General features: G+C 63.0%; 13 protein-coding genes. 9 read left to right on the top strand and 4 right to left on the bottom strand.

Annotated features, from left to right (window positions below):
• Positions 1-10: 10 nt before the first annotated feature.
• The 9 genes from BM269_RS03350 (at position 11) to BM269_RS03310 (ending at position 13,270) form a co-directional block, all read left to right on the top strand.
• Positions 11-1,591 carry a magnesium transporter CorA family protein gene (locus BM269_RS03350; protein ID WP_090435637.1) on the top strand — a complete coding sequence of 527 codons (1,581 nt, stop codon included), beginning with the start codon at positions 11-13 and terminating at the stop codon, positions 1,589-1,591.
• A 58-nt stretch (positions 1,592-1,649) separates the two neighbouring features.
• Complete coding sequence (locus tag BM269_RS03345) at positions 1,650-3,245, top strand: DUF4139 domain-containing protein (RefSeq protein ID WP_090435636.1); 1,596 nt, start codon at positions 1,650-1,652, stop codon at positions 3,243-3,245.
• A 10-nt stretch (positions 3,246-3,255) separates the two neighbouring features.
• A complete protein-coding gene (locus BM269_RS03340; RefSeq protein ID WP_090435635.1) occupies positions 3,256-4,215 on the top strand; it encodes an NAD(P)H-dependent flavin oxidoreductase in 960 nt (319 codons plus the stop codon).
• Positions 4,216-4,453: 238 nt separating this feature from the next.
• Positions 4,454-5,704, top strand: a complete 1,251-nt coding sequence (locus BM269_RS03335; protein ID WP_090435634.1) for an ABC transporter substrate-binding protein — start codon at positions 4,454-4,456, stop codon at positions 5,702-5,704.
• A 90-nt stretch (positions 5,705-5,794) separates the two neighbouring features.
• Positions 5,795-8,398 carry a TonB-dependent receptor gene (locus BM269_RS03330; protein WP_229204486.1) on the top strand — a complete coding sequence of 868 codons (2,604 nt, stop codon included), beginning with the start codon at positions 5,795-5,797 and terminating at the stop codon, positions 8,396-8,398.
• Between the two features lie 62 nt (positions 8,399-8,460).
• Positions 8,461-9,798: a sugar MFS transporter gene (locus BM269_RS03325; protein WP_211482659.1), complete on the top strand. Its 1,338-nt coding sequence runs from the start codon at positions 8,461-8,463 to the stop codon at positions 9,796-9,798.
• A gap of 32 nt (positions 9,799-9,830) precedes the next feature.
• The gene (locus BM269_RS03320) at positions 9,831-11,159 is read left to right on the top strand and encodes an ABC transporter substrate-binding protein (protein WP_229204485.1); all 1,329 of its coding nucleotides are present in this window, start codon (positions 9,831-9,833) and stop codon (positions 11,157-11,159) included.
• Positions 11,131-11,844: a response regulator gene (locus tag BM269_RS03315; protein WP_090435633.1), complete on the top strand. Its 714-nt coding sequence runs from the start codon at positions 11,131-11,133 to the stop codon at positions 11,842-11,844. The genes BM269_RS03320 and BM269_RS03315 overlap by 29 nt, the downstream gene beginning before the upstream one ends.
• The gene (locus tag BM269_RS03310) at positions 11,837-13,270 is read left to right on the top strand and encodes an ATP-binding protein (protein ID WP_090435632.1); all 1,434 of its coding nucleotides are present in this window, start codon (positions 11,837-11,839) and stop codon (positions 13,268-13,270) included. The genes BM269_RS03315 and BM269_RS03310 overlap by 8 nt, the downstream gene beginning before the upstream one ends.
• 2 nt (positions 13,271-13,272) lie before the next feature.
• On the opposite strand, the gene BM269_RS03305 is transcribed toward BM269_RS03310, so the two are convergent.
• From BM269_RS03305 to BM269_RS03290, 4 genes are all read right to left on the bottom strand, one after another.
• A complete protein-coding gene (locus tag BM269_RS03305) occupies positions 13,273-13,854 on the bottom strand; it encodes a hypoxanthine-guanine phosphoribosyltransferase (protein ID WP_090435631.1) in 582 nt (193 codons plus the stop codon).
• A 95-nt stretch (positions 13,855-13,949) separates the two neighbouring features.
• On the bottom strand, positions 13,950-15,206 hold the full coding sequence (locus tag BM269_RS03300; RefSeq protein ID WP_090435630.1) for a phenylacetate--CoA ligase family protein: 1,257 nt from the start codon (positions 15,204-15,206) through the stop codon (positions 13,950-13,952).
• Positions 15,206-15,559, bottom strand: a complete 354-nt coding sequence (locus tag BM269_RS03295) for an MmcQ/YjbR family DNA-binding protein (RefSeq protein WP_090435629.1) — start codon at positions 15,557-15,559, stop codon at positions 15,206-15,208. The genes BM269_RS03300 and BM269_RS03295 overlap by 1 nt, the downstream gene beginning before the upstream one ends.
• 66 nt (positions 15,560-15,625) lie before the next feature.
• Positions 15,626-16,426, bottom strand: a complete 801-nt coding sequence (locus tag BM269_RS03290; RefSeq protein ID WP_028103337.1) for an ABC transporter ATP-binding protein — start codon at positions 16,424-16,426, stop codon at positions 15,626-15,628.
• Position 16,427: the final 1 nt, after the last annotated feature.

Genomic DNA, 16,427 nt, shown 5'->3' with positions numbered 1-16,427 from the left:
TACTGGCTGCATGAGCGCCCACTCCCCGCATGTCCAGCATGTACGGCAGGTTCTTTTATGGCCATTGCGGTTGATGCCGCCGGATGGGGCGGAGCGTGCGCATGCGCGGCCTTGGGAATTGCTCGGGGCTGATTCGCCGTGGCGCGAGGTCACTTCGGCGCGCGATGCCAGCGCTGCTTTCCAGGAACGCTATTACACCGAGTTCGTCAGCTTCTTGCCGTATGTGCAGCGCTTCCTGTTTGGCGCCGGTCAGCGCCGTATCTTTCGCCGCAAGGATATTGCCGGGGTTCGCGTGACGGCCTGTCCCGGCGCCGCGCCGCGCGTGCTGGATGTGCACAATCTCTGCCTGCATTTCTTCTTCGACGTCGATATCGTGCTGCTGGTGATGGAGGTCGGCGCCAGCGACCTGCCGTTTGATGAGGCGCAGGATCTGCTGTACCGCTTCGGGCGAGCCTATCCGGCCGGCTGGGATGATGCGGGCAACGCGCTGCATTGCATGCATGGTGTCGAATGGCTCGACGCCGGCGGGCGCTTGCTGGTGCAATCCGATGCGCAGGAGCGGCAGGCCTTCATCGACCAGGTGGTGCGCCACCTGGCGCCGCGCATCGCCTCGCATTGGCGCTACCTGCTGGAGCCGATGGAGCCCGATGCGCCTGGCGCCACGGCCGCGCTGCGTTACCGCCAGGTCGAGTATTACCGCATGCCGATGATGGCTTACCTCGCCGTCGACCGGCCAAGCGCGCTGTCGCCGGCCGATTTCGCGGCCTTGGGCACGATGGCGGGCACCTCCTCCGCGCCTGCCGATGCGCAGCGCACGCAGTCGGACGGCGTCGACCGCCGCTATTTCTACGACCGCTTCTGGTGCAATGGCGGGGCCGCACCCTACACACGCTACGTCTGCAGCGGCTACGCGCTGGTTGTCGTCGGCGACGCTGCTTCGCAATTCTTCTGTTGCAAGGAGCGCGGCGTCCTGTCGCAGTTCCGCCACCAGCACTTCCTGCTGTTCATGATCGCACACCTGCAGAAGTCATCGCTGCTGATGTTCTCCGACCGGCTGGCGGAAGCGCTGACGGAGCTGCAGGTGGCCGATGCCGACAGCGTGCGTTCCTTCAAACGCCGCATTCGTTACGCCTTCGAGAGCTTCCTGCGTTTCACGCACCGCTATTGGTTCACCGAAATCTCGGACCAGCAACAGATCCGCGCCCTGTTCCGGATGTGCGGCCAGCATCTCGACATCGAACGCGCCTACGCCGAAGTGAAAACCCGCGTGGCCGATATGAACGGCTACCTGGAAGCGGATAGCTTGCGGCGCCAGGCCAATACTGTCGTGCGCCTGACGGTGGTCACCATCTTCGGCATGATCGGCACCATTACTACCGGCTTCCTCGGCATGAATCTGCTGGCGGAAGCCGATGCGCCAACGTCGCGCCGGGTGTGGATCTTCGGCTCGGTATTCGTCATCACCACCGCACTGACGGTGTACACCATGGCGAAATCCAAGCGCCTGTCCGATTTCCTTGATGCGCTGTCGGACGAGCGCCTCTCCGTCTGGACCAAGATGAAGGCCTTGGCCGCCGTGTGGCGTTCCTAAATTGACAATATTTGGCGGGCGCTGCAAGATCAGGTTTTCCTTCGCCTGTGACACCCTCATGAAGCCAAGCCGCATCGCTACCGCAGTAGCCCTTTGTTTCTCCGTGCAGGGTTTTGCCTGCGCCGCCAATGCGCCGATCACGCGCGTGACCCTGTATTCGGGGATCGCCACCGTGGAGCGCAGCGCCCAGGTTTCCCCTGGCATGAGGGAACTCGAAATTACCGGCCTGCCGGCGAATTTCGATGCGCAGACCCTGCGCATCCAGGCTTCACCAGGGGTGCAGGTGGGCCAGGTGGTGACGCGCGATGTGGGGCAGGCGGAAGCGGTCAGCCCGCGCGAGGCGGAGCTGGAGGCGAAGTTGCAGGCGTTGGAAGACAGCCGCGAATTGCTGAACGTGGAAATCGAATCGTCCGTCCTGGTGAAAAACTACCTGTCCAAACTGAATGGCGGCGAGGGCGTCCCGAGCCAGGTTGATGGCAAGTCGCTTGCTGCTGCTGTCGACACGATCAAGCGCGGCGGCCGCGAGGCGCTGGCGCAGATCCAGCGCACCCAGGTTCAATTGCGCGAGATCGACAAGAAAATCAAGACGGTGCAGCGCGAATTGGAAAAGACGCGCAGCGGGGCGCGCGACCAGCGCAGCATTACCATTGCCGTCGCGGCGCAGCAGGCTGGCAGTATCCAGTTGTCCTACCAGGTGAACCGAGCGGGCTGGAAGCCTGCTTACCGCGCGTCGCTGAACTCCACCACGTCGACCATTGAGCTGGAGCGCATGGCGGTGGTGGCGCAGAAGTCGGGCGAGGATTGGAATGGTGTCGACATGCGCTTGTCCACCGGTCAACCGCGCCTGTCACCGCAGGCACCGGAACCCGTGCCGCAGCGTCTGACCTACCACCCGCCAAGGCCGCCGCAGCAATACGATTATGCGGCAGCGGCCGCACCCGTGCCGGTAGCGGCGCCCGCCGCGCCGGCGCCGATGGCGTCGCGCGGCGTGGCCGACAATTTCATCCCGCCCGTGCTGGAGACGCAAGGCACCTTCGATTCGGAATTCGCGGTGCCGAACCGGGTCACACTGGCCTCCGATGGGCGCGAGATTACGCTGCCGCTGGCGACCTTGAAGCTCGCTGCCAAGCAGCGCGTGCGCGTGGTTCCCCGCCAGGAGAAATTCGCCGTGATCACCGCGGAAGCGGAGCGTCCCTCCGGCGTCTGGTTGAGCGGGAACATCCAGCTGTTCCGCGATGGCGGCTATGTTGGCGCGACTTACTGGAATACCCAGGGCTCGGACAAGCTGGCGCTGTCCTTCGGCCGCGATGAATTGGTGCGCGTGACGGTTGACCGTGCGGACCAGCAGTCGGGCAGCCGCGGCTTCCTGTCGCAGCGCGGCGAGCAACAGGTGGCCGATGTGTTTACGATCAGCAGCTTCCACAAGGCGCCGGTCGAACTGCTGGTGCTGGAATCCACGCCGGTCAGCGCGTCGGAAGAGATCAAGGTGAAGCAGGCGTTCTCGCCGCAGCCGGGCATAGCGGCGTGGGAGCAGCGCCAGGGCATCGTCGGTTGGGAGAAAATCCTGGCGCCGAATGAGACCATGAAGATCAACGTCGGCTACACCATCAGCTATCCCAAAGAAGGTACAGTAAGCGGCATGCAAAATTTCTAAGGACAGGTCCATGACATTACCCGCCGTATTGCAGAATCTGACGCTTCCGGTCATTGCTTCGCCAATGTTCATCGCCAGCGGTCCCGCGCTGGTGGCAGCCCAGTGCAAGGCGGGCATTGTCGGTTCTTTCCCGGCGCTGAACGCGCGGCCGAAGGAACTGCTCGATACCTGGCTGACCGACCTGCAGAAGGAACTTGCGGACTACCAGGACGGGAATCCCGGCGTGCGCGTGGGCCCGATTGCGGTCAACCAGATCGTCCACCATTCGAACGAGCGGCTGGAGCACGACGTGGACGTGTGCGTCCGTCACAAGGTTCCGATCATCATCTCCTCGCTGCGCGCGCCGCCTGTGGAAATGTTGGATGCTATCCACAGCTACGGCGGCATTGTGCTGCATGACGTGGTCAATATCCGCCATGCGCAAAAGGCGCTGGAGGCGGGCGTCGATGGCTTGATCCTGGTTGCCAGCGGCGCTGGCGGCCATGCCGGCACCTTGTCGCCATTCGCGCTGGTGGGCGAGGTGCGGCGCTTCTTCGACGGGCCGCTGGCGCTGTCCGGATCGATCGCCACCGGCGATGCGGTGCTGGCCGCGCAAGCGATGGGCGCCGACTTTGCCTATATCGGCTCGCGTTTCCTGGCGACGCGGGAATCCAACGTCACGGAAGACTACCGCGAGGCCATCATCGAATCGTCGGCTGCCGACGTGGTCTACACCAACCTGTTCACGGGGGTGCATGGCAACTACCTGAAGAAGTCCATCGTGGCGGCCGGCCTCGATCCGGAGAACCTGCCGGAATCGGACAAGACGAAAATGAGCTTCAACAGCGGCACGGCCAAGGCCTGGCGCGATATCTGGGGCGCGGGCCAGGGCGTCGGTTTGATGCATGACGTGCCGACAACCGCCGAACTGGTGGAGCGACTGCAGACGGAATACAACGCTGCGCGCGCTCGCCTGCAGCTTCGCACGTAATAAATGCGCGCGTTTCGTAATGTTTTGTAAGCGCTGATTGCGAGGCGTGAACGCAACCGCCGGGCTGCGGCCGCTGCTCTGTAAAGTTTTGTAAGCGCCGCTACAGTCCTTCTGCAAAATCCTCATAAGAATCAACGATTTGCGCTGGCGCTTCGCACGCCAGGGCGGCGCTGGTGTCACATTTTTCACGGTGTTAGCATGAATTTACTGATCGACAACACCCCGTGGAGAAGCCGCCGTGCCAACCAGCCGTATCCTGCGAGCCGCAATCATCCTGGCGCTGACCTGCACCAGCGCCGCACGGGCAGGCACCCTGGTGCTGGAGAGCTGGCGGGTTGACGACAAGGCCCTGTGGGAGACCGTGCTGCTGCCTGCGTTCGAACGCAAATACCCCGGCATCTCGGTAAAGTTTTCGCCTACCGCCCCCACCGAATACGACACCAGCCTGGCCGCACGCCTTGGCAACGGCACCGCGGGCGATATGCTGGCCTGCCGTCCCTTCGATACTTCGCTGCTGCTGTATCGCCGCGGCTACTTCGAGAAGCTGAATGGCAAGGCAGGCATGGAAAACTTCGCGCCTGGCGCGCTGGTCGCCTGGCAGACCGACGATGGCAAGGATATCTTCTGCATGCCGGTCGCCTCGGTGATCCACGGCTTCCTGTACAACAAGAAGATCTTCCGCAAGCTTGGCCTGCAGCCGCCGGCGACGGAAGCGGAGTTCTTCGGCGTGCTGGATGCGGTCCGTAAAAGCCAGTACGCGCCGCTGGCGCTGGGCACAGCTGACGAATGGCTGTCCAGCCAGACCGTCTTTACCAATATCGGCCCGAATTACTGGGGCGGGGAGCAAGGCCGGCGCGCGCTGATTGCCGGCAAAGCGAAATTCACCGATGCGCCTTTCGTCGCCGCTTTCGATTTCGAGGCACGCCTGGCCGCGTACCTGCCGAAGTCGGCCCCGGTGCAGACCTACCGCGATACGCAGCTGCTTTTCGCCCAGGGCGGGGCGGCGATCTACCCGGCCGGTTCCTGGGACATCTCTTACTTCAACCAGTTCCCTGAGCTTGAGCTGGGCGTCTTCGCGCCGCCGCTGCAGCAGGCGGGTGACCGCTGCCAGATTTCCGACCATATGGACATCGGCATCGGCATCAATCGCAAATCGCGCAACAAGGCTGACGCCTACAAATTCCTGGCCTGGCTCGGCTCGCAGGAGTTCGCCGACTTGTACACCAATCGCGTGATCGGCTTCTTCACCCTATCGAACCACCTGATCGCCGTACGCGACCCGCTGGCCAAGCAGATGGCCGCCTGGCGCACGACATGCGATTCGAACTTCCGCCTCAACGCGCTGATCATGAACCGCGGCTTGCCCAATATGGAGAGTGAGCTGTGGTCGGTGAATGCGCAGGTCTTGAACGGGAAGCTGGGCGCACGCGAAGCGGCGGCCCGCATACAGAACGGTTTTGCCAAGTGGTATTTGCCACAGCAGGAATGATCACACTCCCCCAAGCAGTGTGTTGGCCCCGGCATGGGGAGTATGCCGGGGAATTTTTTGCAGCGCTTTAGAGACGATAAGGAAAAAGAAATGAACGGAGCACCGCTAGGAAGGAAGAAACTACCGCAGTTGATCGCGCTGATGTTCGGCACGCTGGCACTGCATCATGTGCAGGCACAGACAGCAGACGGCAACGAGGCCCTGCAATCGGTGGAGGTTCGCGGCATTCGCGAAACGCTGAAGCGCAACCTGGCCGAGAAGCGCGACGCGCTGAATGTGGTGGATTCCGTCACGGCGGAGGACCTGGGCAAGTTCCCCGACAAGAACGTGGCCGATTCCCTGCAGCGCATCCCCGGCATTTCGGTCGACCGCACCTGGGGTGAAGGCCGCGACATCTTCGTGCGCGGTACCGACAAGAACCTGAACATGACGCAGTTGAATGGCCAGTCGGTCGCCTCGGCCTATTGGTGGAAGAACGATGCGCAAAGCCGCGGCTTCAACTACGATATCCTGCCGTCCGAGCTGGTTGGCAGCCTCGATGTCTTCAAGAGCCCTTCGGCCGATCTGGACGAGGGCAGCATCGGCGGCCTGGTGATCGTGCGCACCCGCAAGCCCCTGCAGTTCAAGAAACCATTCACCGCGCAAGCCTCGGCGGAAGCAACCTATAGCGACCTGCCGAAGAAAACCGACCCGCAGTTCTCCGGGCTGGTGAATTGGGTCAACGAAGCCAAGACTTTCGGCGTGCTGGTGGCCCTGAGCCGCCAGGAGCGCACCATGCGCCGCGACGGCCTGGAGAACTTTACCGACGCGACCAAGTACAACATCGTCGACCAGAATGGCACGGTCACCCCGAACGCTTACGCCTCCTGGGGCGGCGGCACGCCGATCTTCCGCCAGGACCGCGAACGCACCACCGGCAACATCACCCTGCAACTGCGCCCGACCCCGCAATCCGACATATCGCTGAATTACCTCAATTCCGATATGAAGATGGATAACAGCAACCAGAACTACCTGTGGCAGATTGGCGGCCTGGCCGATGCGAACAATAATATCCGTGTGGATAACCCGCGCTTTATCAACAACTCGGACGGCGGCAAGTCCGTGGTGGGCGGCACCGTGGGCCCGGTGAACGGCGTATCGTTCGAACCGATCTATCGCGAAGCCTATGTGAAGTCGAAAGTGGTGGACCTGGAAGGCAGCTACGACGGGGACAACTGGCGGCTACATGCGCAGGCCGGCACGACTTCCGGTTCCGGCGGCAGCAAGCATGACCGTAACTTCTGGTTCACCGGGAACACCCGCGCCACCATCAATATCGCGCCGGATACCTATGAGGTGAAGTATCTCGACATGAGCCCCCTCGATCCGACCAAGCTGACGCTGCAAAGTGCGCGCGACTGGATCCGCCGCATGGAGAGCAAGGAAAACTATGGCCAGGCCGACCTGACCTTCGACCTGGAAAATCCCTACATCAAGTCGATCAAGGCCGGTTTGAAGTACCGCGACAACAAGGTGCAGAATCGCCGCACGATCGGCACCGTCGGCCCGGGCAGCGTTGGCTGGATTCCTTACACGCTGGCGGATCTATCCACCGGCGCTTCGCCGATGATCAGCAAGGAGGCCGCCACCCCCGGCTCACTGACCCAGTTCGCCTGGGTGGATGACGGCCTGGCCGCGAGCAAGGGCTTTGCCATGTACGACAAAGGCATGGTCTACAAGGAAGCCAAAGGCGAGTACTACCGCATCCAGGAAAAAATTTCGGCGGCCTATGTGCGTGCCGATTACGCCTTCGACAAGTGGCGCGGCGACTTCGGTGTGCGCCTGGTGCGGACCAGGCAGACTTCGGACGCCTACCAGGACCTGGACGGCACCGGCAACTATGTGCTGGGCAGCGTGGGCCGCAGCTACACCGATGCACTGCCGAACATCAACGTCGTGTATGACTTCCGCAAAGACCTGCTGCTGCGTGCCGCCGCTTCGCGCGTCATGGCCCGCAACACCTTCAGCGACCTGAGTGCCAGCACGGAGGTGAGCGGCACCACCAATGCCGCGACGGCGGGCAATCCGCTGCTGAAGCCCTACCACGCCAACCAGTTCGAGATCGGCGCGGAATGGTACTTTGCCGATGCCTCGCTGCTGTCGGCCACCGCCTTCTCGAAACAGCTCGATACCTTCATCTATACCTCGACAGCGATGGAGAATGTGGCAGGTGTGCAGCGCCCGGTGACCCGTCCGCATAACGCCGACAACGGCGCCAAGGTGAACGGCCTGGAAGTCCAGTGGCAGCAGGCGTTTGGCAGCAGCGGCTTCGGCACCGTGGTCAACTTCACCTACACCGATGCCAAGACCGGGGCGGTAGCGGGCGGCCGCAAGCTGAACGTGATCGGCAATTCGAAGAACCAGATGAATGCCAGCGTGTTCTACGAGAAAAACAGCTACAGCGTGCGCCTGTCGTACAACTACCGATCGAAGTCCTACGGTGGGCTGGACCAGGGCGGCCAGGATGTGACCAGCGCTTACGGCCAGTGGGACGCCACCGCCAACTGGGACATCACGCCGCAGTTGAGCATTTTCGCAAGCGCCGTCAATATCGGCAATGAGCTGATCCGCACCAACACCACCGACGGCTTGCCGGTCGGCGTGTACGAGAATGGCGCGCGCTACAGCGTCGGCCTGCGCGGCAAGTTCTGATTTGCTGCAACGCCTCCTCCCGCCCGGGAGGAGGTTTACCCATCTTCGCCCTTCGGATTCACATGCACAAAGAACAGACCCTCGAGATGGGCGGTACCCAAGCCGTCCCTGGTGCCAGCGTGGCCGTGGCCATGACCTTCATTGGCCTGATGTTTTTCATTCTTGGTTGCGCAACCTGGCTGAATGGGTCGCTGATCCCATTTCTCAAGATCGCCTGCGACCTGAATAACTTCCAGTCCCTGTGGGTCACGTTCGCCTTCTACATTGCGTACACCCTGATGGCATTGCCGTCGGCCGCGGTGCTGCGCCGCACCGGCTACCGGGCGGGCATGTCGATCGGCCTGGCCGTGATGGCGTTTGGCGCGGTGCTGTTCATTCCTGCAGCGCGCGCGGCGTCCTATCCGCTATTCCTGTTGGCGCTGTTCACGCTGGCCAGCGGCATGACCTTGATGCAGACCGCGATCAACCCCTACATTGTCTGCATTGGCGCGCGCGAGAGCGCAGCCATGCGCATCAGCGTCATGGGGCTGTTCAACAAGACTGCCGGCGTACTGGTGCCGCTGGTGTTCAGCGGCATGATGCTGTCCGATTTCGGCCAGTACTCGGACGCGTCGCTGGCTGCCATGAGTGCGACCGATGGGGCGCTGCTGCGCAGCCAACTGGCACAGCGCCTGGTGTTGCCATATGGCCTGATGGCGGCGGGCTTGCTGGCGATGGCGGTTATCGTGCGTTTTGCGCCGCTGAGCGAGATTCCCGGCCAGCAAGCCGGCAGCGACGAAGGCACTTCGCGCTGGGGCGTGCTGCAGTTCCCGCAACTGGTGCTGGGCGCGCTGGCGCTGTTCGTCTACGTGGGCGTGGAGGTGATCGCGGGCGACACCATTGGCTTGTACGGACATAGCCTGCATGTGGACAAATTCGGCATTCTCACGTCTTACACCATGGGCTTCATGGTGGCGGGCTATATCGTCGGCATCGTGGCGATTCCGCGCTGGCTGTCGCAGAAGCAGGCGCTGTTGCTGTCCGCCGTGTGCGGCATCGTGTTCTCGTTCGGGGTGATCCAGGGCTCGGCGACCGGCAGCGGCCTGTCGCAAGCGATGCTGGGCCCGTTCGGCGTGCCGGCGGTGCCGGACACGGTGATGTTTCTCGCCATGCTGGGCTTCGCCAACGCGCTCGTATGGCCGGCCATCTGGCCGCTGGCGCTGGAGGGCCTGGGGCGCTACACCGCCAGCGGTTCGGCGCTGCTGATCATGGGAATCGCGGGCGGCGCGCTGCTGCCAATGCTGTACGGGCACCTGTCCGACGTCTCCGGTTCGCAGGCGGCATACTGGCTGCTGCTGCCGTGCTACGCCCTGATCCTGTTCTATGCCGTAAAAGGACACAAAATGACTTCATGGAGATAGAATTGCCGGATCGTTATCTGCTGGAGTAGTAGGTGCACAAGTCCCACCGGCGTTTGCAGATTGCGCGCCTGGCGCGCCTGCTCTCACTTCCCCTGATGCTGATGTCTTTGCCCGCCCAGGCGGCAGCACCTTCCTTGCAGGTGCTGCACTGGTGGACTTCCGCTGGGGAACGCCACGCCGCCAATGTGCTGGCGGCGCGCCTGGGGGATGAAGGGATTGCCTGGCAGGATGCGGCAATTCCGGGCGGGGCAGGTCTCGGCGCGGGCAAGGTCCTGCGCAGCCGGGTCCTAGCGGGCAATGCGCCGGATGCTACGCAGATCATCGGCGTTTCCATCGGCGAGTGGGCGGAACTTGGCCTGCTGCTTGAACTGGATGGCGTCGCCAACACCGGCAATTGGAACAAGGCCTTGTTTCCCACTGTGCGCGAGCTGGTCCGTCATCGCGGCCATGTGGTGGCGGCGCCGCTGGGAATTCATCGCATCAACACCCTGTTTTACAACCGCAAACTGTTCGAGCGCCTCAACCTGGCGCCGCCCGCCACGTGGCACGAATTCGAGAAAGCGGCGCGGCAGCTGCGCACCGCCGGAATTGCCCCGCTGGTGCAGAGTAGCGAACCGTGGCAGGTCGCCACCTTGTTCGAAAACCTGCTGCTGGCGACCGGGGGGCCTGAGTACTATCGCGAGCTGTTCGTGCGTCAAAGCCCGCAGGCTGCCGCCGATCCGCGCCTGGCGCAGGCCTTGCTACGGCTGCGTGCCATGAAAACCTGGATGCTTAACCCGGCGGAAGAGCAGCCCTGGACCGAGGCCGTCAAACGATTCGCACGCGGCGAGGCGGCCATGTTCGTGATGGGCGACTGGGCCAAGGCTGAACTCAACGAATTGGGCCAGGCTATCGACGCCGATTTCTCCTGCGTTGCGCTGCCCGGCACCGACAACTACCACCTCTACAGCGTGGACACGCTGGCCATGTTCGTCAACGATTACACCCACCAGGCGGCGCAGGAGAAACTGGCGAAAACCGTGATGTCGCCACTCGCGCAGCAGCAATACAGCGCCGCCAAGGGCTCGGTGCCGGTCCGCCGCGATGCCAATCCCGCGACGATGGATAGCTGTGCGCGATCCTCCTGGCGCGGTTTCGCGCGCGGCGCCGCGGTCCAGGCGCCAAGCCTGGTGCACCGCATGGCCGCCGACGAGGAAAGCCGCGACGCCATCATCGCCGAGCTGCACCGATTCTACGTGGATGACGGCGTGACGGCTGCGGAAACGCAGCGCCGCCTGGCCGGCCTCCTGCGCACCCTGAACCTCCGCTCACATAAACAGCAAGGAAGCCAACATGGCACGCAAGATACTGATCGTCGATGACGACCAAAAAACCCGGCTGCTGCTCAAGACTTACCTGGAGAAGAACCAGTATGAGGTGATTCTTGCCCATAACGGCGAGAGCTTCCTGGCCGAGCTGCACGCGCATGCCGATCACTTGTCGCTGGTGATCCTTGACGTGATGCTGCCTGATACCGACGGTTTCGCACTGTGCCGCATCGTGCGCCAACGCTCCAACCTGCCGATCATCATGTTGACCGCCAGCTCGGACGAAACCGACCGCGTGGTCGGCCTGGAACTGGGCGCGGACGACTATATCGCCAAGCCATACAGTCCGCGTGAACTGCTGGCGCGCATCAAGGCGATCCTGCGCCGTGCCGGGGCCGACCCGGCGCCAGCGGTTCGCTCCTACCATTTCAACGGCTTCACGCTGGACCTGGCGGAACGCACGGTGGTCGATAGCGAAGGCGCGCCGCTGGCGCTGACCGGGCTCGATTTCCAGCTCCTCAAATATTTCGTCGAACATCCCGGTACGGTATTGGACCGCAGCCTGCTGTGCGAGGAGACCCGCGGCCGCGACTCGGGTCCGCTGGATCGTTCGCTGGATGTGCAGATCAGCCGCCTGCGGCTGCGCCTCAATGACGACGGCAAGCAACCCATGCTGATCAAGACCGTGCGCGGCGCGGGTTACGTGTTCTCCGCCACAGTGGCGGTGACGCATGCTTAGGCTTTGGCCGCAATCGCTGTTGGCGCGGCTGTCGCTGGTGATGGTGGCGGGGCTGCTCCTGACGCAGGTGGCGGTGAGCATGCTGTGGACGCTGCAGCTGCGCGACAAGACCCAGGCGGACGTGAAGGCCGCCGCGCAATACCTGGGCCAGGGCGCCGCCGGTTCGATCCGCTTTTTCCGCAGCCTGCCGCCGAGCTACCGCAGCCTGCTGATCCAGCAATTCCGCGAAATGGGCGGCACGCGTTTCTATGTTGCGCTGAATCGCGACCAGGTCGAGGTGCAGCAGATCGATCAGAATGCGCTGGCCCGGACGGCGCTTGCAGCCCTGGAGGCCACGCTGCGCAAGGACCTGGCCGGGGACAGTCGCCTGCGGCTGGACTTCGCCTGGCCCGACCAGCTGGCCGTGTCGCCCGACGGCGTGCGCGTCGGTGATTTGCCGGAAGCGTGGGTGCGCCACATCCTGCTGCCCAAGCCCGATCCCGCGCCGATCCTGGTCATCCAGACCGAACTCGAACCGGGCAACTGGCTGTACCTCGCCACGTTGATGCCCAATCCATATTTCCTGAACAGCAACGACCCCCTGTCGCCGGACAAGCTGGTGGTGCAAGGTGTGTCGCTGGCCGTGCTGTTGCTGCTCTCCTTCCTGGTCGTGCGCTCGATCACGCGGCCGCTGGCGACGCTGTCCGATGCGGCCGAGGCGTTCGGCAAGGACGAACATACGCCGGCCTTGCCCGAATCCGGCAGCCGCGAATTCGTCAACACGGCGCGCGCCTTCGGCGCCATGCGTGAACGCATTGCCAAATACATCAAGGACCGCGAACGCCTGTTCATCTCGATCTCGCATGACCTGCGCACGCCGATCACGCGGCTCAAGCTGCGCGCCGAACTCCTGGATGACGATGCCCTGCGCGGCGAATTCGAAGAAGACCTGGATGAGCTGGACATGATGGTCAAGGGCGCGCTGCAATGCGTGAAAGACAGCGACATCCATGAGAACCCCACCGAAGTGAAGCTGGACCCACTGATCCGCCGACTGGTGCGCAGCGCGCAACTGGCGGGGCACAAGGTGGCATACGACGAAAGCGGCATCGCGGTGCGCGGCAAACCGTTGGCCCTGAAGCGCGCCATCGGCAACCTGTTGGATAACGCCTTGTTCTACGGCGAGCGCGCGCAGATCAGCGTGCGTTCAGCGGAAGGATGGACTGAAATCGCGGTGCGCGACCATGGCCCCGGCGTGCCGGAAGAGGCGATATCCAGCCTGCTCGAGCCCTATGTCCGCCTGTCCCATGGCCGCGAACGCAACGACACGGGCATGGGACTCGGCCTTGGCATCGCCAAGGGGATCGTGGATAGCCATGGCGGCCAGCTGCTGCTGGCCAATCACCCGGACGGCGGCCTGAATGCGGTGATCCGGCTGCCGGATTGAGATCAGCCTTTGCTCAGGTCTGCCGGGTTGATCGCCCATAGGCCGGGCAGGTTGCGCCAGTAGCCATACGCGTCCATGCCAAAGCCGACCACGAAACGATTCGGGATGGTGAGGCCGACCAGATCTGCCTTCACAGGCTTGGTCTTGCCGATATCCTTGTCGCAGAAGACGGCGATGATGACTTCCTTGGCGCCCATTTCCAGCAGGCGCTCCTTGACGTGCGCCAGGGTCTCGCCTTCGTCGAGGATGTCATCCAGCACGATCACGGTGCGGCCGGAAACCGTCGGGCGCGGGACAACTTTCCACACCACTTTGCCACCCTGGTCTTCGTCGCCGTAACGGCTGACGTGGATGTAGTCGAATTCGAGCGGGAAGGAGAGCTGAGGCAGGATGTTGCCGGTGAAGACGACAGCGCCGCCCATCACCCCCAGCACCAGCGGGAATTCCTGCCTGGATGGATCACCGAAGCGATCGTTCAGCGTGTCGGCCATGCGGCTTACCGCCACCTGTACCGATTCCTTGTCGAAAAGCTCTTCTGCGTTCTGGAGCAGGGCGCGTGCGCGGTTGTGGTGAAAGTCTTGCATGATGTTTCTGAGGCAGGTCAAGAATGGCTCAATTATCCCGCCATTCCGCCGCCCGCCCTAGAAACAGTTGGATTTACGCCACACGCTGCGACATCTCAACTGTAATCGCGCACATCGTCGATGATCTTGCCGTCATTTGGCAAACTGCCGCGCGGCTCGAAGCGCACTTCGCCGCGCAGTTTGGTGATGTCGCGGATGGTGGCGACGATTTCGGTGGCTTGTGCTTGCAGCTCCGGATCGTCGGTTTCGCAATGCAGCGTCATGATCTCGTCGGCGATCTTGCCGGAAACGACCAGGCGCGCCTTGCCCATGCCGGGATGGCGGCGCGCGATCTCGTGCACCTGGGATGGATGGACGAACATGGCGCGCACCTTGGTGGTCTGGTCGGCGCGTCCCAGCCAGCCCTTGATGCGGGTATTGGTGCGGCCGCAAGCCGATGGCGCCGCATCCGCCAGTACGGCCGACAGGTCGCCGGTGGCAAAGCGGATCAGCGGGTAGTCGGGATTGAACAGGGTGACCACCACCTCGCCTACTTCACCCGGCGCCACGGGTTCGCCGGAGCCGGGACGCACTATTTCCAGCAGCACGTCTTCGTCCAGCACCATGCCAGGATTGAGCTTGCCGTTGCTGCGCGTTTCGTAAGCGATGCTGCCAATGTCGGCGGAGGCGTACGTCGAAATCACTTCCGGCACGCCGTGCTCGGCGAACCACTGCCGCAGCGATTCAGGCAGCGCTTCCGCGCCCATCATGGCGCGCTTGACGCTGCTGATGTCCGCGCCCAGTTCGGCGGCCTTCTCGATGATGATCTTCAGGAAGGATGGCGTGCCGATATAGGTATCGGGGCGCAGTTCCGCCATCGCCTGCACCTGCAATTCGGTCTGGCCGGCGCCGGCGGGAATCACCGTGCAGCCGATGCGCGCGGCGCCGCCTTCCACCATGAAGGCGGCGGGAGTGAAATGGTAGGAGAAGCAGTTCTGCACCAGGCAGCCCGGCCGCACGCCGGTGGCGAACATGGGGCGCGAGAAGCGCCACCAGTCGATCGAGCGGCCTTCCGGGTCGAAGATGGGGCCGGGGGACATGAAGATGCGTCCCAGCTTGCCGGCCGGAGTGCTGTTCAGGCCACCGAAGGGGCGTTGCTGCGCCTGCAGCGCTTTCAGGTCGGATTTGCGCGTGACCGGCAAGGCCGCCAGTGCCGCGCGGCTGTCGATGCGCGAGGCATCGATGCCGGACAGGATGCGCGCCCAGCCAGGCGCCGATTGCGCCTGTGCCACCAATAGTGGCAGGCGCTCCATCAAATCGCGTTCGCGCTCGGCGTGCGGGCGCGTCTCGAGGCTGTCCAGGGTTTCGGCCATCATGCCGCTCCTTCAATCTCGCGTTGCAGCTTCTTGGTCAATTTCGCGAACACCAGCTCGTGCGAGCGCGTGAGGAGCGCCTTCGCCTCCGCGTCCGGCATTTTGGAAAGGTCCTGCACCATCACCCACTTGGCGCGTGCCAGGTAGGGCGCGGGGATGATGCCTTCGCGGTCCGTCAGTTCCAGGAAGCGGTCGTCATCGACCTTGAAGCTGATTGCCTTGGCTTTGTCTTTGGCATCCATTGCAGCGAACATCTTGTCGCCGACCGAGAACACCAGGTTGCATTCCCATTTGATGTCTTCGGTGGCGCCAGGCAGGGTGCGACAGAAGTCTTTTGCTTTGGTTAGATTCATTTTAGTCACCGGAAGCCAGGTGCCAACACGCTGCGCGTGTCAGCCGCTGGCACCCGTCATTAAGAGTTAAGCTAACCAGCGTTTGCGGCGCCGGTAAAATTTCATGTCGCGGAAGCTCTTGCGGCCGGCACCGGACATGCCGAGGTAGAACTCCTTGACGTCTTCGTTGTTGGCCAGTTCGCTGGCTTCGCCTTCCATCACCACCCGGCCATTCTCCAGGATGTAGCCAAAGTCCGCGTAGCGCAGCGCCACGTTGGTGTTCTGTTCCGCCAGCAGGAAAGACACGTTCTCTTTCGCATTCAGGTCTTTGACGATGCCGAAGATCTCTTCGACGATCTGTGGCGCAATCCCCATGGAAGGTTCGTCCAGCAAGATCATGGAGGGCTTGGCCATCAGTGCACGGCCGATGGCGCACATCTGCTGCTCGCCGCCGGAGGTGTAGCCCGCCTGGCTGTTGCGGCGCTCGCGCAGGCGAGGGAAGTAGTGGTAGACCTTTTCCAGCGATTCCTTCATTTCGCCGCGCGACGCACTGCGCGTATAAGCCCCTGTCAGCAAATTCTCCTCGATGGTCAGGTGGCCGAAGCAGTGACGGCCTTCCATCACCTGCGACAGCCCACGCTTGACCAGCTCGTTCGGCGTGAGCTGGTCGATGCGCTCGCCCTTGAACTGCACCTCGCCCTTGGTCACGTCGCCGCGTTCGCCGCGCAACAAGGTCGAAATGGTCTTCAGCGTGGTGGACTTGCCGGCGCCGTTGGCGCCCAGCAGGGCGACGATCTTGCCCTGCGGGACCTGCAATGACACGCCTTTCAGGACCAGGATCACGTGGTCGTAAATGACCTCGATGTTATTTACCGACAGGTAGCTCATA

The sequence above is a fragment of the Duganella sp. CF458 genome, from assembly GCF_900113115.1.
GTDB lineage: Bacteria > Pseudomonadota > Gammaproteobacteria > Burkholderiales > Burkholderiaceae_D > Rugamonas.
The sequence above is the reverse complement of the archived record's forward strand: the minus strand, read 5'-3'. Positions and strand labels throughout refer to the sequence as shown.